A 20,833-nucleotide genomic window follows, 5' to 3' on the forward strand; every position below is an offset into this window, starting at 1 on the left:
GCGGTGCTGCGCATGATAGTGCAATGGCACGGCCGATCCAGCTGACGGGCCATGAATGTTTCGCAGGGCGCTACCCCCCGTAACTCTGCACCAGGCTGCCGGCGACCAGGGCCCAGCCGTCGACCAGCACGAAGAAGATCAGCTTGAACGGCAGCGAGACCACCACCGGCGGCAGCATCATCATGCCCATCGACATCAGGACCGAGGCGACCACGAGGTCGATGATCAAAAACGGCAGGAACAGCAGGAAGCCGATCTCGAAGGCGCGTTTCAGCTCGGAGATCATGAAGGCCGGCACCAGGATGCGCAGCGACATCTCCTCCGGCGTCGCCGGCGGCGGCTCGCCGGAGAGGTCCATGAACAGCTTCAAATCCTTTTCGCGGACGTTCTTCTGCATGAAGCCGCGCAAGGGGACCGAGGCGCGCTGCAACGCGTCCTCGACGCCGATCTGGTTGGCGACCAGCGGCTTGATGCCGTCGTCATAGGATTTCTGCAGCACCGGGCCCATCACGAAGGCGGTGAGGAACATCGCAAGCGCGATCATCACCGAGTTCGGCGGTGCGGTGGCGGTGCCGAGCGCGGTGCGCAGCAGCGACAGCACGACCACGATGCGCGTGAACGACGTCATCATGATCAGAATTGACGGAGCGATCGACAGCACCGTGAGCAGCGCGATCAGCTGGATCGCGCGCTCGGTCACGCCGCCATTGCCGCCGCCGAGATTGATGCTGATATCCTGCGCCATCGCCGGATCAGCGAGGGATCCGGCGGCGATCAGGACAGCGATAAAAAAAACTCTACGCGGGACTGCCCCTGGTCTCACGAAGGATTCTTCGGTCGGCCGAGCAGCGAGGCCATCTCATCCTCGAGATTTTCGAACCCGCTCTTCTGTCCGCCGGCGGGCGGGGCGGGCGGCTCGCTGCGCTGCGGGCGCGCCGGCGGCGCCTCGGGCGCAACCGGCGGCGCGACGGTCTCGCCGGCGCCGGTCGGGCGGCGCAGCGCCGCTTCGAGCCGTTGCGCCATCTCGGCGAGATTGGCGTCGGCGTTCGATGGAGGCGGCGCAGCCGAAGGCGCCTGCGTCGCAGTCGGCGGCGGTGCCTGGGGAGGCGGTGGCGGCGGCGTCACGGCGCGCTCGGTTGTGCGCAGCGGCGGCGGCGCCTTCGGCGGCTCGGCGGCGCGCGGCGGACGCGGGACCACCGGCTCGGAGCGCGGCGGCAGGCGTGGCGGCATCGGATCGGGCCGCGGCTCGCCGCGTTCGGGCGTAAAGCCGGCGAGCGGATCGCTGCGACGCTCGGCGAGCGGCGGCGGGGGCCGGCGCAGTTCGTCGGCGAAGGAGGGCCGCGCCTGACGCGGCGGCAGCTCCGGCTCGGGAAGCTCGAAATTGTCGGAGCGGGCGGCTTCGCTCTCGTTCCAGGCTGCATCCGGAAGCGGCGCCACGCGCGGCGGCGCGGCATCGGCTGCGACCGCGGGGCGGGTCGACATTTGATCGCGCGCGGGCATCGCGCGGACGATATTCGGCTCGACGACGATATCAGTGGGGCCGCCGATCATCAGGAGATGCTCGATATTGTCGCGGCGGACCAGCACCAGGCGGCGCCGCCCGTCGACGGCGGCAGCGTCGATCACCGCCAGGCGCGGCATGCGTCCTCGGTTGGCGTTGGCCCCGAGGCGGTTTCCGGCGAAGCGGCGGACGAGCCATGCGGTCACGCCGATCAGCGCCAGCACGACAACGAATGCCAAGACGAATGTAATGACCTGCATATTGGAGTCCCCGGCCATCTTGGCCTTCCTCAGCTTTCGCCATCAACGGGCGCGGATTGACAGGTGCGGTTTGCGCAGCGAATCGCGCCCGAGATTCGCCTTATTTCTTAATTCCCAGCGGCTTGCAGCCCACTGTTCTATTAATAAACCAAGAATCGCTTGTCCCAAAACGACTTCTCAGTGCCCCACACTGTCTTGGTTTGTGCTGGTTAACGCAGCATTCGTGGCGAAAATGCGCTCGCAGGCTGCAGTTGCGGCGTTCTCCACGGATCCGTCCGGCATTTTAACCACCCGTTAACCATACACCGGGCAAATTCTGCCTACCTCGGAAGAGCCCAGAGGTTGACGGAGCCGCGGCGATGGCCATGAACGATCTCCCGATCCTGTCGGCGTTGCGCACCAAGATGCAGTGGCACCAGGAGCGCCAGCGGGTGCTCGCCGAGAACATTTCCAATTCCGACACGCCGAGCTTCCGGCCGCGCGACCTGGTCGAGCCGAAGTTCGACCGGGCCGGTGCCACGGTCGGCGGCGGCGTGGGGACGCTGCCGATGATGCAGACCAGCACCACCCACATGGCGGCGTCCGGGGCGCCCGACAGCTTCGACAACGATCGCGGCAAGAGCGGGTTCCAGACCCGTCCGGCCGGCAACGCGGTCAATCTCGAGGAGCAGATGCTGAAGGTGTCGGCCAACCAGATGGACTATGCGGCCGTCACCTCGCTCTACAGCCGCAGCCTGCATCTCCTGAAAACCGCGATCGGCAAGGGCTAGGGCATGACCCGGAAAAGTGTGCAGCGGTTTTCCGTCGCGACAAACGCGGAACGCGTTTGCGCGGAGATCATGCCCCAACCAGCAAAAGCCTGACGGCGGCAGGAGGATCCCATGGCAGATGGAACAAGCGATTTCGCCCGCTCGATGAGCATCGCGACCTCAGGCCTGCGGGCGCAAGCGGGGCGCATGCGTGTGATCTCGGAAAATATCGCCAATGCCGATTCGACGGCGCAGACCGCGGGCGGCGACCCCTACCGCCGCAAGGTGCCGACCTTCTCCTCCACGCTCGATCGCACGCTCGACGCCCAGGTCGTGGCGCTGGGCCGGATCCGCCCCGACCAGTCTTCGTTCCGGGTCAAGCACGAGCCGGGCAATCCGGCGGCGGACGCCTCGGGCAACGTCAAATATCCGAACGTCAATGCGATGGTCGAAATGACCGACATGCGCGACGCCCAGCGCTCCTACGAGGCCAACCTCAACATCATCAGCGCGACGCGGCGGATGATCCAGCGCACGCTCGACATCCTCAAGTCCTGACGCAACAAGAACAGGGAACGTAAATCATGGCTTCACCGACAGTCGCCGCCAACGCCTACGCCAACCTCGCCAAGATGATGGAGCGCGGCGGCGCCGAGAAGGCCGGGCAGGCCGTCGCCGGCCCATCCTTCAGCGCGCTGCTGAAGGACTCCGTCGGCAGCGTGCTGGAGGCGGGCAAGAAGTCCGACGCGCAGACCATGGCGATGGCCTCCGGCAAGGCGAATGTGATGGACGTGGTGACGGCGGTCGCCGACACCGACGTTGCGGTGTCGACGCTGGTCTCGGTGCGCGACCGCGTGATCCAGGCCTATGAAGACATCATGAAGATGCCGATTTGATTTCACTGTCGTTCCGGGGCGCGAAGCGAACCCGGAACCTCGAGATTCCGGATTCGCGCTACGCGCGCCCCGGAATGACGAAACAAGTTGCAAGAAGCGAGAACTCAACAATGACCGGCCCCGAAACCCTCGACGTGGCGCGCGATGCGATCTGGACCATCGTGGTGGTGTCGTCGCCCCTGATGGTGGTCGGCCTCGTGGTCGGCGTCGTGGTGTCGCTGTTCCAGGCGCTGACGCAAATCCAGGAACAGACCCTGATTTTCGTGCCGAAGATCCTCGCGATCTTCGTCACATTGCTGCTGGCGCTGCCGTTCATGGCGGACTCGCTCTCCAGCCACATGATGCGGATTTCATCGCGAATCATCGGCGGTTGATGCACTAATGCCGCGGTCATGCGCATCGATGTCTCCCTGCTGCCGGCGCTGGCCGCGATCTTCGTGCTGGTCTTCGCGCGCGTGGGCGCGATGGTGATGCTGCTGCCCGGTTTCGGCGAGAGCAACATCCCGGCGCGGGTCAAGCTGTCGATCGCGCTGTTGCTGACGCTGATCATCCTTCCCCTGCATCGCAACGCCTATCATGTCGACCTGACGTCGATCTCCTCGCTTGGCGTCCTGATGGTGCATGAGCTCATCATCGGCATCGTGCTCGGCGCGACCGCGCGGGTGACGCTGTCGGCGCTCAACGTCGCGGGCTCCGTGATCGCGCAGCAGCTCGGCCTCGGCTTCGTCACCGCGGTCGATCCGACCCAGGGGCAGCAGGGCCAGATCATCGGCAACTTCCTCACCATCCTCGGCCTCACGCTGCTGTTTGCGACCGACAGCCACTATCTCGTCATTGCGGCGCTGAGCGAGAGCTACCGGATCTTCTCGCCGGGCGAGATCATGCCGACCGGCGACATCGCCGCGCTTGCGACCTCGGCTTTCTCCGCCGCCTTCAAGATCGGCCTGCAGCTGTCCGCGCCGTTCCTGGTGTTCGGCCTGGTCTTCAACATCGGGCTTGGCGTGCTGGCGCGGCTGATGCCGCAGATGCAGGTCTATTTCGTCGGCGTGCCGCTCTCGATCATGGTCGGGTTCCTGATCTTCGGCGTCGTGCTCGCCGCGATGATGAACACCTATCTCGACTATTTCCTCGGCGTCATGCGCCAGCTCGCTCCGATGAATTAGGGGGGAAGAAGTGGCGGACGATACCGAAGACAAAACAGAAGACCCTACGCAAAAACGTCTCGATGAAGCCCTCGAGAAAGGTGACGTCGTCAAGAGCCAGGAGGTCAACACCTGGTTCGTGATCGCCGGCGGCACCTTGGTGCTGTCGACCTTCTCGGGCTCGATCGGCAGCGGCATCTTGATGCCGCTGCGCAACCTGATCGCCAATTCATGGATGATCCGCACCGACGGCGCCGGCCTGCTGGCGCTGACACAGTCGCTCGGCTACGCGGTGGTCGCCGCGATCGGGGTGCCGTTCCTGTTGCTGGCGCTGGCCGCGATCGCGGGCAACATGGTGCAGCATCAGCTGGTGTGGTCGGGCGAGCAGCTGAAGCCGAAATTCTCCAAGATCTCGCCGGCTGCCGGCTTCAAGCGGTTGTTCGGCAAGCAGGCGGTGGCGAATTTCCTGAAGGGGCTGTTCAAGCTGATTGCGCTCGGCGCCGTGATGGTCGCGGTGCTGTGGCCCGATCGGATGCGGATGGAATCCTTCCTGCGGGTCGATCCGGCCGAGCTGCTGCCCGCCATCACCGGCATGACGGCGCACCTGTTGGCGGCGGTGGTGGCCATCCTCGCTGCGGTCGCGATCGCCGATTACTTCTTCCAGTACCGGACCTGGTACGAGCGTCACAAGATGTCGCTGCAGGAGATGAAGGAGGAGTTCAAGCAGTCGGAAGGCGACCCGCACGTCAAGGGCAGGATCAAGCAATTGCGGGTCCAGCGCGCCAAGAAGCGCATGATGGCCCAGGTTCCGAAGGCCTCGGTGATCATCACCAACCCGACCCACTATTCGGTGGCGCTGGCCTACGACCGCAGCATGTCGGCGCCGATCTGCGTCGCCAAGGGCGTCGACAATCTTGCCTTCAAGATCCGGGAGATCGCCAAGGAGCACGACATTCCGATCGTGGAGAACGTGCCGCTGGCCCGGGCGCTCTATGCGACGGTCGAGCTCGACCGGGAGATCCCGGTCGAGCACTATCACGCGGTTGCCGAAATCATCGGCTACGTGATGCGGCTGAGGCGCGGCCTGTCTGGCCTGCGGCAGTAAGGGGCGGAAAACCCGCTTGAAATGCGCGTAACTTGCGAAATTGACGCCTGTTGGACTTGCGTTTTCGGGTCCGATTCAGGCACTCAGGGGCGAGGTGGCCGGCCGGTCGCCTTCGTGATGCAGACGAGCCATGTCTCTCCAGATGACCGCCGATAGCAACGATCCTTCCGTGACCGAGCCGTTCGTGGCCCACGGGCCAGCGCGGCGGAACGGCAGCATCCTGCTGGTGGTCCTGATCGCCGCCGGCATCGTCGCGGTGGCGGTCTGGCTGATGACCATCGGCCGCACCGAGGCGCAGCCCTATATCCTCGGCGTACTGGCGCTGCTCGCCACCGTCGGGCTGTTCAACCTGTTCGCCCTTGCCGCCGGCATCATCCGCTTCTCCGACCGTGCCACCGATGATCCGGTGATGGCGCGGATCGCCGACCAGGCCCAGGAAGGGCTCGTCGTCACCGACTCCCGCGGCCACGTGGTCTATTCCAACGCCGCCTATCTCACGCTGACCGGCGCGGCCGGGCCGCAGGACGTCCGTCCGGTCGAGCGCGTCTTCATCGGCAACCCCGACGTCTCCGAGGCCGTGTTCCGCCTTTTGAAGGCTGCCCGCGAGGGCAAGCGGCAGCAGGAGGAGGTCCGCGTCGCCGGCCAGGAGGCCGGCCAGGGCCGCTGGCTGCGCCTGCGGGTACGCCCGCTCGGCGAGGGCAAGCGCGATGCGAAATATGCGGTTTGGTCGATCGCCGACGTCACCCGCGACCGCGAGCGCCAGGAAGACGTGTTCCAGGAGCTGCGGCACGCGATCGAATATCTCGATCACGCGCCATGCGGCTTCTTCTCGGTCAATCCGGCCGGCGAGATCGCCTATGTCAACGCCACGCTGGCCAACTGGCTGGACTACGATCTGGCCGAGATCGGCTCGGGCGGCCTGAAACTGACCGACATCGTCTCGGGCGACGGCGCGGCGCTGTTGACCTCGATTGCGGCGGTGCCGGGCGAGGTCAAGACCGAGGTGTTCGACATCGACCTGCGGATGCGCGGCGGCAAGACCGTGCCGGTGCGGCTCTATCACAAGCTCGCCTTCGGCGCCGACGGCGCGGCGGGCGCCTCGCGCACGCTGGTGATCAGCCGCGCCCGCGACGAGCATTCCGATCCGGAGCGCGCCGCCGAGGTGCGCTTCATGCGCTTCTTCGACCATACGCCGATGGCGATCGCGACCGTCGATCGCGGCGGCAATGTGGTCGGCGCCAATGCGCGCTATGCCAAGCTGGCGCAGGGCCTGAATGGCGACGGCGGCGCCGCCAAGTCGATCTTCCGCGCCGTCAATCCGCGCGACCGCGGCCTCTTGATCGCCGCGATCAACCAGGCGGCCGAGGGCCAGGGCGACATCGCGCCGGTCGAGGTGATGCTCGACGGGGCCAAGGAGCGCTTTGCCCAGTTCTTCGTCACCACCGTCGAGAAGGACGAGCGCGACGCCGAGACCGCGATCGTCTACATGCTCGAGACCACCGAGCGGCGCGCACTGGAAAACCAGATCAACCAGTCGCAGAAGATGGAGATGGTCGGCCAGCTCGCCGGCGGCATCGCACACGACTTCAACAACGTGCTGTCGGCCATCATGATGGCCAACGACTTCCTGCTGAACGCGCACAAGCCGACCGACCCGTCGTTCCAGGACATCATGCAGATCAAGCAGAACGCCACCCGCGCCGCGACGCTGGTGCGGCAGCTGCTTGCATTCTCGCGCCGCCAGACGCTGCGGCCGCAGGTGCTCGATCTCGGCGATGCATTGAGCGACCTCACCATGCTGCTGCGCCGGCTGATCGGCGAGAAGGTCAAGCTCGACCTGGTGCATGGCCGCGACCTGTGGCCGGTGAAGGTCGACGTCTCGCAGTTCGAGCAGGTGGTGGTCAATCTTGCGGTCAACGCGCGCGATGCGATGCCCGACGGCGGCAAGCTGATCATCCGCACCGCCAATGTGCCGACCGAGGAAGCCGCCCAGCTCGCCAACAAGGGCATGCCGGCGGCGGACTATGTGAAGATCGAGATCGCCGACACCGGCACCGGCATTCCGGCCGAGATCATCGACAAGATCTTCGAGCCATTCTTCTCGACCAAGGAAGTCGGCAAGGGGACCGGTCTCGGCCTGTCCACCGTCTACGGCATCGTCAAGCAGACCGGTGGCTTCGTCTATGTCGATTCCGTGCCGGGCGGCGGCACCACGTTCCGGATCTATCTGCCGCGGCATCGCCAGGAGCAGGAGGTCGCACCGGAGGCCCAGGTCGGCAACGGCGCGGCCAAGGAAACCGCCGTGGAAGCCGCCAAGCCGAAGCCCGATCTCACCGGGCAGGGCACCATCCTGCTGGTGGAGGATGAGGACGGCCTGCGCTCGCTCAATGCGCGCGGCCTGCGTTCGCGCGGCTACAGCGTGATCGAGGCGGCGAACGGCGTCGAGGCGCTCGAGGCGTTCGAGGAGAAGAACGGCGCCGTCGATCTCGTCGTCTCCGATGTCGTGATGCCGGAGATGGACGGCCCGACGCTGCTGAAGGAAATGCGCAGCCGCAACGCGGAGCTGAAGATCATCTTCGTCTCAGGCTATGCCGAGGACGCGTTCGAGAAGAGCCTGCCGGAGAACCAGCAGTTCGCGTTCCTGCCGAAGCCCTTCACGTTGACGCAGTTGGTCGCCGCGGTGAAGGAAACCATGACGGCGAACTAGCCGCGCGGCGATGCGCGTTACGGATTCACCTGTTCCAGGGACGTGGCGGGCGGGTGCTGTTCCGGTTGATCCTCGGCCGCATATCGGGGCAGGACGCGCCGTCGCATCCACAAGGACCATAGTGTCACATCTCCGCGACCGAGGGCCGCAGCCGCGGTTCCCGTTTCCCGCTTCACTTTTAACCGGCCCTGCCCATCTTAGGGGCGTTTCCCCATGCCGGGGAATCCTTTGAGGAAACCAACATGAATTTCTCGCAACGCACGCGTGGAATTGTTCGGGCGATCGCCGTCGCGATGGCGCTGGCGCTGCCCGTGATGATGACCGTTTCGGCGGCCGACGCCCGCGTTGGCGGTGGCGGCTCGCGCGGCTCGCGGACATTCTCCGCGCCGCCCTCGACCAACACGGCGCCGGGCTCGGTTGCGCCGATGAACCGCACCTTCAGCCAGCCTGGTAGCCCGAACATGGGTGCGCCGGCGGCGGCGAATTCCGGCGGCCTGTTCGGTCGCGGCGGAATGGGCCGCGGCCTGCTCGGCGGCCTGGCCGCGGGCTTCCTTGGCGCCGGCCTGTTCGGCATGCTGTTCGGCGGCGGGCTGTTCTCGGGTCTCGGTGGCCTGTCGTCGATGCTCGGCCTCTTGCTGCAGATCGGTCTGATTGTGCTCGTGGTTCGCCTTGCGATGTCGTGGTGGCAGCGCCGCAACACGCCGGCAGCCGCCTATGCCGGTGGCCCCGACGTCGGCCCCGGTCCGCAGGCGAACGCCCGCTCGGGCTTCGGCTTCGGGCTCGGCGGATCGAATGCGCCGGTCGAGATCGCGCCAGGCGACTATGAGACGTTCGAACGGCTGCTCGGCGACATCCAGACCGCGTGGTCGAACGAGGACATCGCGAAGCTGCACACGCTCGCGACGCCGGAGATGGTGTCGTACTTCTCGAAGGATCTCGAGGAGAACAAGGCGCGCAACGTCACCAACAAGGTGACCAATGTGAAGCTGCTGCAGGGCGATCTGGCGGAAGCCTGGCGCGAAGGCGACAGCGAGTATGCGACGGTCGCGATGCGCTACTCGCTGGTCGACACCGTGCTCGAGCGCGGCACCGGCCGTCAGGTCGGCGGCAGCACGCAGCCGGAGGAGGTCACGGAGGTCTGGACCTTCGTGCGCCAGCGCGGCGGCAATTGGGAACTTTCGGCGATCCAGCAGACCAACTGATCGATTGCCGGAGATGACAGATAGAAGGCGCCGCGGCCTGGTCCGCGGCGCTTTTGTTTTGGCGGTCATTCACATGTCGCGGCGCCGGAATATCCGGAGGGCCAGCGGGTTGATCTCAGCGGACCATAACAACCATCGGGAGGATTAAGATGAAGATCGTTGCGCAGATCGCGGTTCCGGCCTGTCTTGCGTTCGTCGTCGTGGCCGCGCCGCCGGCGGCGGCGCAGACCGCCGACACCAGCTTCTTCCTGACCAGCAACGGCATCGGCAACGGCGGCAATCTCGGCGGGCTCGCTGGCGCCGACAATCATTGCCAGACGCTGGCGCAGGCCGCCGGCTTCGGTGCGCCGAAGACCTGGCGCGCCTATCTCTCGACCCAGGCGGCCGACGGCAAGGCCGCGGAGAATGCGCGCGATCGCATCGGCAAGGGACCTTGGAAGAATGTAAAGGGCGTCGTCGTCGCCAAGGACGTCGCCGACCTGCACAGCGCCGGCAACAATCTCACCAAGCAGACCGCCCTGTCCGAGAAGGGCGAGGTCGTCAACGGTGCCGGCGACACGCCGAACCGCCACGACGTGCTGACGGGATCGCAAGCAGACGGTACGGCGTTTGCGGCCGGCGAGGACCGCACCTGCAAGAACTGGACAAGCAGCACGCAAGGCGCCGCCATGCTCGGGCATTTCGACCGCAAGGGCCTGCGCGACGACGAGCCGTCAAAATCCTGGAACACGTCGCATCCCTCGCGCGGTCCCGACGGCGGCTGCTCGCAGGCCGACCTGAAGAGCACCGGCGGCGACGGCTTGCTGTACTGCTTCGCGGCGAATTGAGGGGAGCGCATCTGCTCCGTCATTGCGAGCGCAGCGAAGCAATCCATCCTGCCGTGCGCGCGGAGCGATGGATTGCTTCGTCGCTCCGCTTCTCGCAATGACGGGATCGTCCGGCCGCGCTCAGCTCTTCTTACGCTTGACGGTCTTCTTAACTGTCTTCTTTTTCTTCGCGGTTTCCTTCTTCGCCGCGAAATAGGCTTCGACCTTCTTCGAGGAATGTCCGACGGCTGCGACCGCGGTCTTGAGCCGGGCAGGGGTCACCTTGAACTTCTTCGACCAGTAGCGGACCTCGTAGGGCTCGCTGATCGCGATCCGCGCGCGGTCGGCGGCCTTGTGTCGCTGCTCCTTGAAATGGGCTTCCACCTTCTTGGCGGAATGTCCGACCTTCTTGACGGCGGCTTTCAGCTTCGCCGGCGTGACCTTGAACTTCTTGGACCAGTACGCAACTTCGTAGGACTCGCTCAACGCGATCAGAGCGCGATCTGCCGCGCCCCGCTTCTTCTTGCTATCCGCCATAAGATGATCCCTCATCGAAGATTCGACGTTGGAACCTTAGCAGCCTCCGCGCGGTTCGCACAGGCGGCCGCGCGCGGTGGACGATCTGACCGCGGCGCGGCTACGATCGAGCTGAAGCAAAGCGATGCGGCGAAGTTTTCGGAGGTAAATGCATGCACTATCAGCTTTACTACTGGCCGATGATCCAGGGCCGCGGCGAATATGTCCGCCTCGCGCTCGAGGATGCAGGCGCCGGCTACACCGATGTCGCGCGGGCCAAGGGCGGCACGGGCGCCATGATGAAGATGATGGAGGCACACAAGGGCACTCCGCCCTTCGCGCCGCCCTTCCTCAAGGCCGGCAGTCTCGTGATCGGGCAGACCGCCAACATCCTGCTCTATCTCGGCGCGCGCCACGGCCTGGCGCCGAAGGCGGAGGGCGGAAAGCTCTGGGTGCACCAACTGCAGCTGACGATCGCGGACTTCGTGCTGGAGATCCACGACACCCATCATCCGCTCGGGCCGTCGCTGTATTACGAGGACCAGAAGGCGCCGGCGAAGAAGCGCACCGAGGAGTTCTGGGATTCGCGGGTGCCGAAATATCTCGGTTATTTCGAGGACCTCGTGCAGGCCAACCGCGGTGCGTTCGTCACCGGCCGCCGGCTGACCTACGCCGACCTGTCGCTGTTCCAGATCGTGGAAGGCCTGCGCTATGCGTTTCCGAAGCGGATGGCGGCGTTCGAGAAGAAGATCCCGCGCCTGATCGCGCTGCGCGATCGCGTCGCCGAGCGGCCGAACATCAAGGCGTATCTGGCCAGCGAGCGGCGGATTCCCTTCAACGAAGAGGGCATTTTCCGGCGCTACAAGGCGCTGGATTAATAGGCACCGTCATTCCGGGGCGCGAAGCGAACCCGGAATCTCGCGCCACAATCTCTGGATTCCGGGTTCACGCTCCGCGTGCCCCGGAATGACGGCGTGGAAGGCTACCGGCTCCGCCCATCCACCGGCGTCATCGCGATCTTCGACAGATCGATGCCATCGATGCAGCTGACATTCAGCGCCACGATGTCGGTGCCATCGGGCTTCTTGCCGCGCGCGAACACGTCGACGCCGCAATCGACGCAAAGCTGATGGCGGATCGCATGGCGGTTGAAGAGATATTCCTTGAGGTTCTCGGCGCCGGCGCGAAGCTGGAAGCTCGACGGCGGCATGAACACGAAGTGCAGGCCCTTCTTGGTGCAGATCGAGCAGTTGCAGGCCGTCACCATGGCCATATCGGTGGTGCATTCGAAGCGGACCTGTCCGCAATGGCAACCGCCGGTGTAGGTCTTGCTCTCCGCCATGATGATTCCTCACCACAGCCCGGGCACGAGGCGGTAGCGCACCCGTGCCGCATAATCGGCGTAGCCTGACAATCCCGTCACCAGCGTGCGCTCCTCGATCCCTGTGCGGATCGCAAACATCACGAAGAACACCGGCACGAAGGCGAGGCCCCACCAGGAGCCGAGCGTCAGCGGCACGCCGATGAAGAACAGCATCACGCTCGTATACATCGGATGGCGGACCAACGCGTAGGGACCGGTCGAGATGACGTGATGGTCGCGCTCGGTCTGGACCTTCACGACCGGCGCGGCGAACGAGTTGGTGCGGAACACCCAGAGGATCAGCACGGTCGACAACAGGTACAGCGCAAGGCCGAGTACGATCAGCGGCACGCCGTCATTGACACCGTCAAAGCGCCGGTCGAGCCCCATCGCGACGAACCACAGCACGGCAACGACCAGGAACACCAGCATGAACCGCTTGTCCTCGGTGGGCTGGCCTTCACGCGCGGTGAGGCGCATGCGCTCGGCCAGCAGCCCGGGATCGACCTTGGCGAGCCACAGCCCGCAGGCCGGGCCGATCACGGCCGAGGCGATCAGATAGGCCCATGCTCCGGGCCAGTGCAGCGTACCTGCGAAGGCAAACAGCAGCACGGCCATGGCGATGACGAAGAAGGTATTCTGCAGAAGGAGCTTTGCGATCATGAGCGGCTCCGCGCGATTCCAGTCGATATTATCGCACCCTTTTCCCGGCAAACATGCGACCGCAGCGATCAACTTTCGGAGCAGGCGCGACGTTCCTGCGTCGCGACTGTATTGACAATCATATAAGCAATTGCTTATATATTTTCATGCCCGTCGCCACGCAGTTGACCGATGTGTTGAAGACCCTCGCGGACCCGACGCGGCGGGCGGTGTTTGAGCGGATCGCGCGGGAAGGCGAGATCGCCGCGACCGGCCTGGTGCAGGGTTCAAAGGTGTCGCAGCCGGCGGTGTCGCAGCATCTGCGCGCGCTGCGCGATGCCGGGCTGGTCGCCGAGCGGCGCGAGGGCCGGCATATCCATTATCGCGTCGCGCCGAAGGGGCTCGGCCCGCTGATCGACTGGCTCGGCCATTACGAGACGTTCTGGGCCGAGCGCTTTGCAAACCTGGAACGGCTGCTGAAGGAGAGTGAGTGATGGGTGAGGCGCACGCGATCACGGTCGAGAAGGTGCTGCCCTACGCGGCCGAGAAGATCTGGCGGACGCTGACGACGAGCGATCGGATCGCGAAATGGCTGATGCCGAACGATTTCGCGCCGGCCGTTGGCCATCGCTTCAATTTCCACACCAAGCCGATGGGCGACTGGGACGGTGTCGTGCATTGCGAGGTGCTGGATTGCGATCCGCCGCGTCTGTTGCGCTACTCCTGGAAGGGCGGCGCTGATACCAATCCGGAATACGGCTCGAAGCTCGATACGATCGTCACCTGGACGCTGACGCCGGTCGAAGGCGGCACCCATCTGCGGATGGTGCATGACGGCTTCGTGCTGCCGGGCAACCGCTTCGCCTTCGACATGATGAGCCCGGGATGGGGCCGGGTGCTCGACGCCATCGCGCGCATCACCGGCGAAGGCTGATCACTCGTTGTTGCCGCGACGAACCGTGATCGAGGCGTCGGTCTTGCTGCGGGTGCATTCGAGGTTGAGGCGGCGATAGCGCATCGTGATGGTGTTGCCGCGCAAGATGCCCATGCGCTTCAGGCAGCGCGAGGTGCCGGTGACGGCGTCGTCCTTCGGCACAGTGAAGATCAGCGCCGTGGCGGAGCCGACCAGGTTGAAGAACTCCGCCTTCATCTTGCGATCGGTCTTGGCGTAGAGCTCGATCGAATAATCCTTGCCGCGGCAGCCGAGCGACAATTCCTTCGCCGCCGGGTGCGTGAGGTAGGTGATGTTGGCGGCGCTGAAATTGACCTTCAGCCCGTCGATCTGGCCGGCGAGCTGCTTGGCGATGTCAACGCAGGGATCGGCATGCACAGGCGCTGCGACGAAGACCGTCGCCAGCGCGATCAGCGCGGCCGGCAGAGTGGAGCGGATGCCCAAAGGCAAGCGTCGGCGCAACGATGCTGTCACGAAATACCCCCCGCGGTATGAAAATACGCGAAGTTACATGCAGGCTCCCGCGGAGCGCGTCAATATGGCGACGTCAGGGCGAACACTTGCCGTCCTGCGCCTTGGAAGTCCCGGCGGCCCGGCGCTCGCAATCATTGCCATAGGTCTTGCCGTCGCAGCCGCATACGGGCTTGAAGATCTTGTTGCAGATCGTCGGGCGGAACGCGCAGGTGCCGGTCTGGTCGAAGCGGCCGCAGGTCCCGGGCTTGAACTGGCAGAACTGGCCGCGACTGCTGCATTGCAGGCCGGCAAGGCCGCCGCACGGCTTGCCGAGGCGGGCGGCATCGGCGCCGGTCGAGACCGCGATCAGCAAGGCCAGCGCCGCGAACCAGATGAAGAGCGCTGTCTTCATGAAGGTCTCCTGATGGTTTCCTGATGGTTTCCTTGGCCGTTTCGCGGCTTGCCGGCGTTGTGGCAACCTGGGATTACGATCGCATGAAACATAGCACGTGGATTGCCGGTCCCGCGCATGGCTGGAAGGCGGCCGGCTTCCCTTTCCTTTGTCGGAAAAAGGCTTAGAACGGCTCTACATTGCCGGCGGCCCCGCGGCCGGCATCGGCCTTTCGAAACCGACGAGCAGCTCATGAACGCCCCCTCAGCCTTCCCCGACCAGCAGAAGCCCGTTCCGCCCTACAAGCACACGCCTCTGTTCCCGCTTGGTGCCGACACCACGCCCTACAAGAAGGTGACGAGCGAGGGCGTCCGGGTCGAGAAGGTGTTGGGCAAGGACATGCTCGTGGTGTCGCGGGAGGCGCTGCGCGCGCTCTCCGAGGCCGCCTTCGGCGACATCAACCACTATCTGCGGCCGGGCCACCTGAAGCAGCTGCGCTCGATCCTTGAGGACAAGGAAGCCAGCGACAACGACAAGTTCGTCGCCTTCGACTTCCTGAAGAATGCCAACATCGCGGCCGGCGGCGTGCTGCCGATGTGCCAGGACACCGGCACCGCGATCATCATGGGCAAGAAGGGATGCAACGTCATCACCGACGGTGACGACGAGGCCGCGCTGTCCGAAGGCGCGCGCGATGCCTATCTGCGCCGCAATCTGCGCTACTCGCAGGTAGCTCCGTTGTCGATGTATGAGGAGAAGAACACCGCCAACAACATGCCGGCGCAGTGCGAGATCTACGCCGAGGGCGATGATGCGTACAAGTTCATGTTCATGGCCAAGGGCGGCGGCTCGGCCAACAAGAGCTTCCTGTTCCAGGCGACGCCGTCGGTGCTGACCAGGGATCGCCTGCTCGCCTTCCTGAAGGAGAAGGTGCTGACGCTCGGCACCGCGGCGTGTCCCCCTTATCACCTTGCGATCGTGATCGGTGGCACCTCGGCCGAGCTTTGCATGAAGACCGTGAAGCTCGCCTCGGCGCGCTATCTCGACGCGCTGCCGACCCACGGCTCGGCTGATGGCAACGCGTTCCGCGATCTCGAGATGGAGCAGGAAATCCTCAAGATGACGCAGTCGCTCGGCGTCGGCGCCCAGTTCGGCGGCAAGTATTTTTGCCACGACGTGCGCGTGATCCGCATGCCGCGCCACGGCGCCTCGCTGCCGATCGGGTTAGGGGTCTCCTGTTCGGCGGACCGCCAGGTGCTCGGCAAGATCACCAGGGACGGCGTCTATCTCGAGGAGCTTGAGCACAACCCGGCGCAGTATCTGCCCGCGGTCGAGCAGTCGCTCGGCGGCGAGGTCGTCAAGATCGACCTCAACAAGCCGATGAAGGAGATCCTCGCGACGCTGTCGCAATATCCGATCAAGACCCGCGTCTCGATGACCGGCACCATGATCGTCGCGCGCGACTCCGCGCACGCCAAGCTGCGCGAGCGGCTGGAGAAGGGCGAGCCGCTGCCGGACTATTTCAAGAACCATCCGGTCTATTACGCCGGCCCGGCCAAGACACCCGACGGCTACGCCTCGGGCGCGTTCGGCCCGACCACGGCGGGGCGCATGGATTCCTTCGTCGACCAGTTCCAGGCCGCGGGCGGCTCGATGGTGATGGTCGCCAAGGGCAACCGCGCGGTCGCGGTGCGCGAGGCCTGCAAGAAGCACGGCGGCTTCTACCTCGGCTCGATCGGCGGCGCCGCGGCGAACCTCGCCGAGCACTGCATCAAGAAGGTCGAGGTCGTCGAGTATCCCGAGCTCGGCATGGAAGCGATCTGGCGCATCGAGGTGGTCGACTTCCCGGCCTTCATCATCATCGACGACAAGGGCAACGACTTCTTCAAGGAATTGAATCTCGGTTGAGAATCCGGGTTGATTGCGGTCGGCCTCGACGGTTTTTCCAAGGGCTGGGTCGCCGTCACCATCGACGGCGACCGGCGCACGATTTCCTTTCACAGTGACATTGCGGACGCGCTGGCGCGTCCGTTCGATCGCGCCGGGATCGATATCCCGATCGGTCTGACCGATGACGGCGAGCGCGATTGCGACCTGCTTGCGCGCGTGAGATTGCGCCCGCACGCCTCGCGCGTCTTCACCGGCGCGCGGCGCTGGCTGTGGCAGCAGTTTGACGATCCCGATCTCGCGAATGCGGAAGCGGTGCGTCGCGGCCAGACCCGCGTGTCGCGCCAGCTCTGGCACATCGGGCCGAAGATCATGGAGGTCGACGCGCTCGTGCGCGCGAACGCCACGCGCGATATCCGCGAGGTGCATCCCGAACTGGTGTTCCTGCGGCTGAACCGCGGCGAGGCTTTGCCGCGCAAGAAGTCGGAGGAGGGCGATGCGCTCCGCTGCAGGCTGCTGAAACGATCAGGCTTCCGCGAGATCGATCGCTGGCTCATCGAGATGCGCATCGGCGCCGGCGCGAAGCGCGACGATGTGCTGGATGCGTGTGCAGTGGCGCTGGCTGCGCGCGAACCTTGCGGAAGCGTTCCCGAAGCGCCGCCGCGAGACGTGTACGGTCTGCCGATGCAGATCTGGTTCTAACTGCAGTTGGTCACCTGGTTGGAGCACAGGCTGCGCCACCAGCCGCGCACGCCGTCATGGCTCTCCACCAGTGCCCAGTGCCCGCTGCAGGCGAGGATGCGTTTCGGACCGTCGTCGGTATCGAACTCACCGCCGAGCTTGCGCAGCGCCGGCGTCCACTTGGCATCGACGAAGGGGGCCTGGAACAACCCGCCCATGCGGGTGTAGCCGTTGGCGTAGCTCGCGCCGACCTTGTTGGCGGCAACCCATCCGCGCCCGGCATAAGGCTTTGGCGCGTTGCGCGGATAGCGCTTGTCGTCCTCGTAGGCCTTGCCCGGCGGCATCGCGCCCTCGATCAGAAACCAGCCGTCCTTGAAGCCGATGATACGAAATTCGGTGAGCCAGCCGCCCTCCGGCGTGTTCTCGGCCCCGCCCATCTTGAGATGGTAGGGCGGCGGCAGCTTGCCGAGCACGCGTGCCTTCGCCGACGGCTCCGCGCGCACGTTGAGGCCTGCGAGGTCCTTGTCCTCCGACCAGGCGCCGAGGTCGCATGGTTCGGTGCCACCGGGCAGTGTGTTTCGCTTCGCGTCAAGTTCGGTCTGGCGCGCGGCAAAATCATTGTCCGCGCCGTCGGCATTTTTGGTCGCGATATCGCTGGGACCGCGCGGCTTCAGTTCGGCCGACAGGGCGCGCGTGCCATCCTTGCTGAGCGTCACGACCATCATCTGACGCGGCGCGAAGACGCTTGCCGGCATCTTCGGGTCGTCTGCGTTCGCGGCATAGACCGCGAGGTAGCCGGTGGTGCCGGCGGCATCCGTGCTGGAAGAGGTGCCCGCAACATATCCGGCCGGCACCAGCGCGACCGCGCTCGCGCGCCACGCCGGTTCGGCTTCGCTTGCTTGTTGCGCGGAAGCCGTCGCGGCTGATAACGCCATGACGGCAACGGATGTCAGGATGCGCATGCGTGTGCGCTTGCTGCGGTTACGCCCGCGTGCCGGTGAACGGGAAGCTGCCCATCGGGCCGATGCCCATCTCGCCGGAGATGCCGTCGCCGGAGACCTTGCCGGTGAATTCGAGCGTCAGCGGCATCGGGTTGGTGATGGAAACCTTCCAGGCGACGTCGTCGCCATTCACGGTGCCGTCGAAGATTTCGGTGGAATTGCCCTCGGCACCCTGCGTGCCGGTGAGCGTGCCGCCGGAGCTTGCCAGCGACAGCGTCGCCTTGCGCTCGCCCATCGGCGTCGTCATCGTGAGATTCCAGTTTCCGTCCACCGCCATTGACGTCTCCCCTCCAGGTAAAGCGCTCTCAAGCGAAATGGCTACCGTTTCGCGCGAAGAAAACGCGTGCGCGGGTATAGCCCATCTTGCCGCGCGCGCCTAGTTCGCGGCTGCGGCGATCAGGCGCGGGCGGCGGCGCGCAGCCGGCTTCCGACCAGGAAGCGGAAGGCGACATACTGGATCGCGAAGGCGGCGATCTTGGCGCCGACCAGCACCACCGACACGTAGAATGCCCACAGCTTCATGTCGCCGGTCGCCGCGATCGCAATGGTGCCGGCGGCGAGGATGAACATCAGCCCGGCCCAGGCGTAGCCGGCGAGGGTGGCGTATTCCGGAATCGTCTCGGTCACGATCGGCGGCAAATAGCGCAGCATCCAGCCGCGCTTGAGCATGATCGCGCCGATCGCGATGTGGCCGATCGCGGGTTTCGCCAGTACGAAGCGCGGATCGTTGGTGAAAAGCGTCGCGCCGCCGAGCACGATCACCAGCCCAAGGCTCGCCCAGGTCATGTAGCCGAGCGCCTGTCCCTTGACGCGCGCATAGACCACTTGTGCGATCGCGCCCGCGATCGCAACGCCGGTGGCGATCAGGACATTGTCGGTGGCGAAATAGACCACCAGGAAGACGATGGTGGAGAGGAAGTCGCTCGCAAGCCTGGCAAATACGCTCTTCATCGTCGTGGTTTCCGTTTCCTCGGGATATTGGTTGTGATGATGGTTAGCGTCTAGCGTGAGGGCAGCGCGCCGGCCGGCGGCGTCGCGCCCTTGGCCGCGCGATGGTGCGGATACCAGTGGGTGAAGTACACCGCCGCGTTACGTGCGGCGAAGGCGATCAAGAGGCCCGTCCACAGCGGCAGCGCCGGCACGTAAAGCACCGCAACGTTGCCGATCAGCATGAGTAGCATCGCGACGGTCCAGGCGCCGGTGATCAGGTAATTGGCGTGGATGAAGCCGGGCAGCTTCGCGGTTTCGGCATCGACCTGCTCCAGCGCATATTGCCGCGTGAAGGGATGGCCGATCATGATCGAGCCGAGCGACACCAGCAGCATGCCGGCATCGACCGCGATCTTCACCGCGATGCTGCTCGACGTCGCGTCGACGAAGATGAGGTAGAAGCCGACCGCGGCGAACACGATCACCGAACCGACGCCGAGGATCTTGATGCTGCGGCCGCGTGCGACATCGAACGCGATCACGGCAAGGCAGATCAGGGCGGCACAGAGCAGGCTCGCCGTGGCCGAGGTCACCAGCATCAGCATGGCGAAGGCGCCGTAGGGAGCGAGGATCAGGAAGATCGTCATGGTGAGCCTCATCGGCTAATCTTTACATCGTAAAGATACCCTAGAGGCGAGCAATGGAAGCGTCAAGCGAAATCTTTACAGTGTAAAAATCGTGAGGTGACTGGAAAAAATCCAGCTCTGACAGTGACATAAAGGTAGCCCAGCACTTGGCGCGCGCCATCCCGCATCGTTATGGCCGGGCATGGCCGTTGACGGGCGGCGTCGCTTCCGCTCGCTTATGTCCCGGCCATCCACGTCTTTCCCGCAAGTGGCGACCAAGACGTGGATGCCCGGCACGAGGCCGGGCATGACGAGCGAGGAATTGCTGCTCTGACGTCTGGGACGATCGACGATTACTCCGCGCCCACCCAATTGCCGTGGAATCCATCCGGCACGCGGTGGCCGAGATGGACCAGCGCGGTCGGGCCCGCTTCGACATCTTGCGCGTTGAACACGGCGAGGTCGCTGCGGTTTTCGCGGGCGCGCCAGACCACCGCGAGCAGCCAGCCGTCGCCTTCCGCGGCGTCAGCGCCGCGCTCGACGAAGACAGGCTCGGAGATCGTATCGCCGGCGGGCAGCAGATAGTGGCCGAGCCGCTTGCCACGGCCGTCGACATGCACGATGCCCGACAGCGCACCGAACATCGGCAGATCGGGGTTGGCGCAGGCATACCAGCCGTGATTGCTGGCAAATCCGGCGCGGCGATCGTCGACGCGGGGGAATTCGCCGGTGAGGTCGTCGAGATAGGTCTGCGTGAAGCGGTCGGTGTTGCCGGAGAGGTCGAAGGTCCAGCGGCAATAGCGTGCGCGGTTCTTCCGCGGGTCGGTCGGCGAGCCGTCGGGATGGTTGAACAGCGGCGCTTCCTCGAACTGCATCACGTCGGCGATGATGCGGTTGCCGTCCTCCCACGCGTTCATCACGTGGAAAACGTAGCAGGTCTCGGCGCGGAACCAGACGATGTCCTTTGACGCGCCGCTGCGCTTCATCACGCCGACATAGGCGCCTTTCTCCGGCTCCCAGGCA

26 protein-coding genes are annotated in these 20,833 nt (G+C 65.2%); 14 read left to right on the top strand and 12 right to left on the bottom strand.

Going from position 1 to position 20,833, the window contains the following annotated elements:
* Positions 1-70: 70 nt before the first annotated feature.
* Complete coding sequence (gene fliP, locus PMN64_RS16110) at positions 71-823, bottom strand: flagellar type III secretion system pore protein FliP (RefSeq protein ID WP_063709685.1); 753 nt, start codon at positions 821-823, stop codon at positions 71-73.
* Entirely contained in the window at positions 820-1,761 is a 942-nt protein-coding gene (locus PMN64_RS16115; RefSeq protein ID WP_411781334.1) for a flagellar biosynthetic protein FliO, read from the bottom strand. The genes fliP and PMN64_RS16115 overlap by 4 nt, the downstream gene beginning before the upstream one ends.
* Before the next feature lie 359 nt (positions 1,762-2,120).
* On the opposite strand from PMN64_RS16115, the gene flgB reads away from it, so the two are divergent.
* From flgB to PMN64_RS16160, 9 genes are all read left to right on the top strand, one after another.
* Complete coding sequence (gene flgB, locus PMN64_RS16120) at positions 2,121-2,531, top strand: flagellar basal body rod protein FlgB (protein ID WP_038385465.1); 411 nt, start codon at positions 2,121-2,123, stop codon at positions 2,529-2,531.
* Between the two features lie 111 nt (positions 2,532-2,642).
* Entirely contained in the window at positions 2,643-3,068 is a 426-nt protein-coding gene (flgC, locus tag PMN64_RS16125; RefSeq protein WP_018272466.1) for a flagellar basal body rod protein FlgC, read from the top strand.
* A 26-nt stretch (positions 3,069-3,094) separates the two neighbouring features.
* A complete protein-coding gene (gene fliE / locus PMN64_RS16130) occupies positions 3,095-3,406 on the top strand; it encodes a flagellar hook-basal body complex protein FliE (protein ID WP_016844765.1) in 312 nt (103 codons plus the stop codon).
* A 110-nt stretch (positions 3,407-3,516) separates the two neighbouring features.
* Positions 3,517-3,780: a flagellar biosynthesis protein FliQ gene (gene fliQ / locus PMN64_RS16135; RefSeq protein ID WP_016844766.1), complete on the top strand. Its 264-nt coding sequence runs from the start codon at positions 3,517-3,519 to the stop codon at positions 3,778-3,780.
* An 18-nt stretch (positions 3,781-3,798) separates the two neighbouring features.
* Positions 3,799-4,569 (top strand): flagellar biosynthetic protein FliR, encoded by a 771-nt coding sequence (gene fliR / locus PMN64_RS16140; protein WP_304496123.1) that lies wholly within the window; start codon positions 3,799-3,801, stop codon positions 4,567-4,569.
* A 10-nt stretch (positions 4,570-4,579) separates the two neighbouring features.
* Positions 4,580-5,653 carry a flagellar biosynthesis protein FlhB gene (gene flhB / locus PMN64_RS16145; protein WP_411781337.1) on the top strand — a complete coding sequence of 358 codons (1,074 nt, stop codon included), beginning with the start codon at positions 4,580-4,582 and terminating at the stop codon, positions 5,651-5,653.
* A gap of 142 nt (positions 5,654-5,795) precedes the next feature.
* The gene (gene cckA, locus PMN64_RS16150; protein ID WP_411781348.1) at positions 5,796-8,360 is read left to right on the top strand and encodes a cell cycle histidine kinase CckA; all 2,565 of its coding nucleotides are present in this window, start codon (positions 5,796-5,798) and stop codon (positions 8,358-8,360) included.
* A 242-nt stretch (positions 8,361-8,602) separates the two neighbouring features.
* Positions 8,603-9,562 (top strand): Tim44 domain-containing protein, encoded by a 960-nt coding sequence (locus PMN64_RS16155; RefSeq protein WP_411781338.1) that lies wholly within the window; start codon positions 8,603-8,605, stop codon positions 9,560-9,562.
* Positions 9,563-9,711: 149 nt separating this feature from the next.
* Positions 9,712-10,389 carry a hypothetical protein gene (locus tag PMN64_RS16160; RefSeq protein WP_018272461.1) on the top strand — a complete coding sequence of 226 codons (678 nt, stop codon included), beginning with the start codon at positions 9,712-9,714 and terminating at the stop codon, positions 10,387-10,389.
* 120 nt (positions 10,390-10,509) lie between these two features.
* Here PMN64_RS16160 and PMN64_RS16165 read toward each other — a convergent pair whose 3' ends face one another.
* Positions 10,510-10,905 carry a DUF3606 domain-containing protein gene (locus PMN64_RS16165; protein WP_411781339.1) on the bottom strand — a complete coding sequence of 132 codons (396 nt, stop codon included), beginning with the start codon at positions 10,903-10,905 and terminating at the stop codon, positions 10,510-10,512.
* A gap of 152 nt (positions 10,906-11,057) precedes the next feature.
* Between PMN64_RS16165 and PMN64_RS16170 the strand changes: the two genes are divergently transcribed.
* A complete protein-coding gene (locus PMN64_RS16170) occupies positions 11,058-11,762 on the top strand; it encodes a glutathione S-transferase (RefSeq protein WP_411781340.1) in 705 nt (234 codons plus the stop codon).
* A gap of 104 nt (positions 11,763-11,866) precedes the next feature.
* Here PMN64_RS16170 and PMN64_RS16175 read toward each other — a convergent pair whose 3' ends face one another.
* Positions 11,867-12,226, bottom strand: coding sequence for a GFA family protein (locus PMN64_RS16175; protein ID WP_016844775.1), 360 nt, complete (start codon positions 12,224-12,226; stop codon positions 11,867-11,869).
* 9 nt (positions 12,227-12,235) lie between these two features.
* Entirely contained in the window at positions 12,236-12,910 is a 675-nt protein-coding gene (locus PMN64_RS16180) for a methyltransferase family protein (RefSeq protein ID WP_092084988.1), read from the bottom strand.
* A 146-nt stretch (positions 12,911-13,056) separates the two neighbouring features.
* Between PMN64_RS16180 and PMN64_RS16185 the strand changes: the two genes are divergently transcribed.
* Both PMN64_RS16185 and PMN64_RS16190 read left to right on the top strand, forming a co-directional pair.
* The gene (locus tag PMN64_RS16185; protein ID WP_411781341.1) at positions 13,057-13,383 is read left to right on the top strand and encodes an ArsR/SmtB family transcription factor; all 327 of its coding nucleotides are present in this window, start codon (positions 13,057-13,059) and stop codon (positions 13,381-13,383) included.
* Positions 13,383-13,823 carry an SRPBCC family protein gene (locus PMN64_RS16190; protein ID WP_411781342.1) on the top strand — a complete coding sequence of 147 codons (441 nt, stop codon included), beginning with the start codon at positions 13,383-13,385 and terminating at the stop codon, positions 13,821-13,823. Before PMN64_RS16185 ends, PMN64_RS16190 begins: the two co-directional genes overlap by 1 nt.
* Here the strand turns inward: PMN64_RS16190 and PMN64_RS16195 are convergent, their stop codons facing one another.
* Positions 13,824-14,285 carry a hypothetical protein gene (locus tag PMN64_RS16195; protein ID WP_411781349.1) on the bottom strand — a complete coding sequence of 154 codons (462 nt, stop codon included), beginning with the start codon at positions 14,283-14,285 and terminating at the stop codon, positions 13,824-13,826.
* A gap of 103 nt (positions 14,286-14,388) precedes the next feature.
* A complete protein-coding gene (locus tag PMN64_RS16200) occupies positions 14,389-14,706 on the bottom strand; it encodes a Kazal-type serine protease inhibitor family protein (RefSeq protein ID WP_411781343.1) in 318 nt (105 codons plus the stop codon).
* A 231-nt stretch (positions 14,707-14,937) separates the two neighbouring features.
* Between PMN64_RS16200 and PMN64_RS16205 the strand changes: the two genes are divergently transcribed.
* Together PMN64_RS16205 and PMN64_RS16210 are read left to right on the top strand one after the other, a co-directional pair.
* Positions 14,938-16,593, top strand: coding sequence for a fumarate hydratase (locus tag PMN64_RS16205; protein ID WP_028337141.1), 1,656 nt, complete (start codon positions 14,938-14,940; stop codon positions 16,591-16,593).
* A 9-nt stretch (positions 16,594-16,602) separates the two neighbouring features.
* Complete coding sequence (locus PMN64_RS16210) at positions 16,603-17,274, top strand: DUF429 domain-containing protein (RefSeq protein ID WP_411781344.1); 672 nt, start codon at positions 16,603-16,605, stop codon at positions 17,272-17,274.
* On the opposite strand, the gene PMN64_RS16215 is transcribed toward PMN64_RS16210, so the two are convergent.
* The 5 genes from PMN64_RS16215 to PMN64_RS16235 all read right to left on the bottom strand — a co-directional run.
* The gene (locus PMN64_RS16215; RefSeq protein ID WP_411781345.1) at positions 17,271-18,215 is read right to left on the bottom strand and encodes an SH3 domain-containing protein; all 945 of its coding nucleotides are present in this window, start codon (positions 18,213-18,215) and stop codon (positions 17,271-17,273) included. The genes PMN64_RS16210 and PMN64_RS16215 overlap by 4 nt on opposite strands.
* A gap of 19 nt (positions 18,216-18,234) precedes the next feature.
* A complete protein-coding gene (locus PMN64_RS16220; RefSeq protein WP_028337138.1) occupies positions 18,235-18,531 on the bottom strand; it encodes a hypothetical protein in 297 nt (98 codons plus the stop codon).
* A gap of 119 nt (positions 18,532-18,650) precedes the next feature.
* Positions 18,651-19,205 (bottom strand): inner membrane-spanning protein YciB, encoded by a 555-nt coding sequence (locus PMN64_RS16225; RefSeq protein ID WP_304496111.1) that lies wholly within the window; start codon positions 19,203-19,205, stop codon positions 18,651-18,653.
* A gap of 50 nt (positions 19,206-19,255) precedes the next feature.
* Positions 19,256-19,843: a hypothetical protein gene (locus PMN64_RS16230; RefSeq protein WP_411781346.1), complete on the bottom strand. Its 588-nt coding sequence runs from the start codon at positions 19,841-19,843 to the stop codon at positions 19,256-19,258.
* A 320-nt stretch (positions 19,844-20,163) separates the two neighbouring features.
* On the bottom strand, positions 20,164-20,833 hold a 670-nt coding region (locus PMN64_RS16235; RefSeq protein ID WP_411781347.1), incomplete at its 5' end, for a carotenoid oxygenase family protein.

This window comes from Bradyrhizobium sp. UFLA01-814 (assembly GCF_046718885.1).
Taxonomy (GTDB): domain Bacteria; phylum Pseudomonadota; class Alphaproteobacteria; order Rhizobiales; family Xanthobacteraceae; genus Bradyrhizobium; species Bradyrhizobium elkanii.

What these genes read in the sequence shown, in the direction of transcription:
- PMN64_RS16115 (WP_411781334.1), bottom strand. Translation starts at nt 1,761, where the DNA reads ATGCAGGTCATTACATTCGTCTTGGCATTCGTTGTCGTGCTGGCGCTG.
- flgB (WP_038385465.1), top strand. Translation starts at nt 2,121, where the DNA reads ATGGCCATGAACGATCTCCCGATCCTGTCGGCGTTGCGCACCAAGATG.
- flgC (WP_018272466.1), top strand. Translation starts at nt 2,643, where the DNA reads ATGGCAGATGGAACAAGCGATTTCGCCCGCTCGATGAGCATCGCGACC.
- fliE (WP_016844765.1), top strand. Translation starts at nt 3,095, where the DNA reads ATGGCTTCACCGACAGTCGCCGCCAACGCCTACGCCAACCTCGCCAAG.
- fliQ (WP_016844766.1), top strand. Translation starts at nt 3,517, where the DNA reads ATGACCGGCCCCGAAACCCTCGACGTGGCGCGCGATGCGATCTGGACC.
- fliR (WP_304496123.1), top strand. Translation starts at nt 3,799, where the DNA reads ATGCGCATCGATGTCTCCCTGCTGCCGGCGCTGGCCGCGATCTTCGTG.
- cckA (WP_411781348.1), top strand. Translation starts at nt 5,796, where the DNA reads ATGACCGCCGATAGCAACGATCCTTCCGTGACCGAGCCGTTCGTGGCC.
- PMN64_RS16155 (WP_411781338.1), top strand. Translation starts at nt 8,603, where the DNA reads ATGAATTTCTCGCAACGCACGCGTGGAATTGTTCGGGCGATCGCCGTC.
- PMN64_RS16160 (WP_018272461.1), top strand. Translation starts at nt 9,712, where the DNA reads ATGAAGATCGTTGCGCAGATCGCGGTTCCGGCCTGTCTTGCGTTCGTC.
- PMN64_RS16165 (WP_411781339.1), bottom strand. Translation starts at nt 10,905, where the DNA reads ATGGCGGATAGCAAGAAGAAGCGGGGCGCGGCAGATCGCGCTCTGATC.
- PMN64_RS16170 (WP_411781340.1), top strand. Translation starts at nt 11,058, where the DNA reads ATGCACTATCAGCTTTACTACTGGCCGATGATCCAGGGCCGCGGCGAA.
- PMN64_RS16175 (WP_016844775.1), bottom strand. Translation starts at nt 12,226, where the DNA reads ATGGCGGAGAGCAAGACCTACACCGGCGGTTGCCATTGCGGACAGGTC.
- PMN64_RS16180 (WP_092084988.1), bottom strand. Translation starts at nt 12,910, where the DNA reads ATGATCGCAAAGCTCCTTCTGCAGAATACCTTCTTCGTCATCGCCATG.
- PMN64_RS16185 (WP_411781341.1), top strand. Translation starts at nt 13,057, where the DNA reads ATGCCCGTCGCCACGCAGTTGACCGATGTGTTGAAGACCCTCGCGGAC.
- PMN64_RS16190 (WP_411781342.1), top strand. Translation starts at nt 13,383, where the DNA reads ATGGGTGAGGCGCACGCGATCACGGTCGAGAAGGTGCTGCCCTACGCG.
- PMN64_RS16200 (WP_411781343.1), bottom strand. Translation starts at nt 14,706, where the DNA reads ATGAAGACAGCGCTCTTCATCTGGTTCGCGGCGCTGGCCTTGCTGATC.
- PMN64_RS16205 (WP_028337141.1), top strand. Translation starts at nt 14,938, where the DNA reads ATGAACGCCCCCTCAGCCTTCCCCGACCAGCAGAAGCCCGTTCCGCCC.
- PMN64_RS16215 (WP_411781345.1), bottom strand. Translation starts at nt 18,215, where the DNA reads ATGCGCATCCTGACATCCGTTGCCGTCATGGCGTTATCAGCCGCGACG.
- PMN64_RS16220 (WP_028337138.1), bottom strand. Translation starts at nt 18,531, where the DNA reads ATGGCGGTGGACGGAAACTGGAATCTCACGATGACGACGCCGATGGGC.
- PMN64_RS16225 (WP_304496111.1), bottom strand. Translation starts at nt 19,205, where the DNA reads ATGAAGAGCGTATTTGCCAGGCTTGCGAGCGACTTCCTCTCCACCATC.
- PMN64_RS16230 (WP_411781346.1), bottom strand. Translation starts at nt 19,843, where the DNA reads ATGAGGCTCACCATGACGATCTTCCTGATCCTCGCTCCCTACGGCGCC.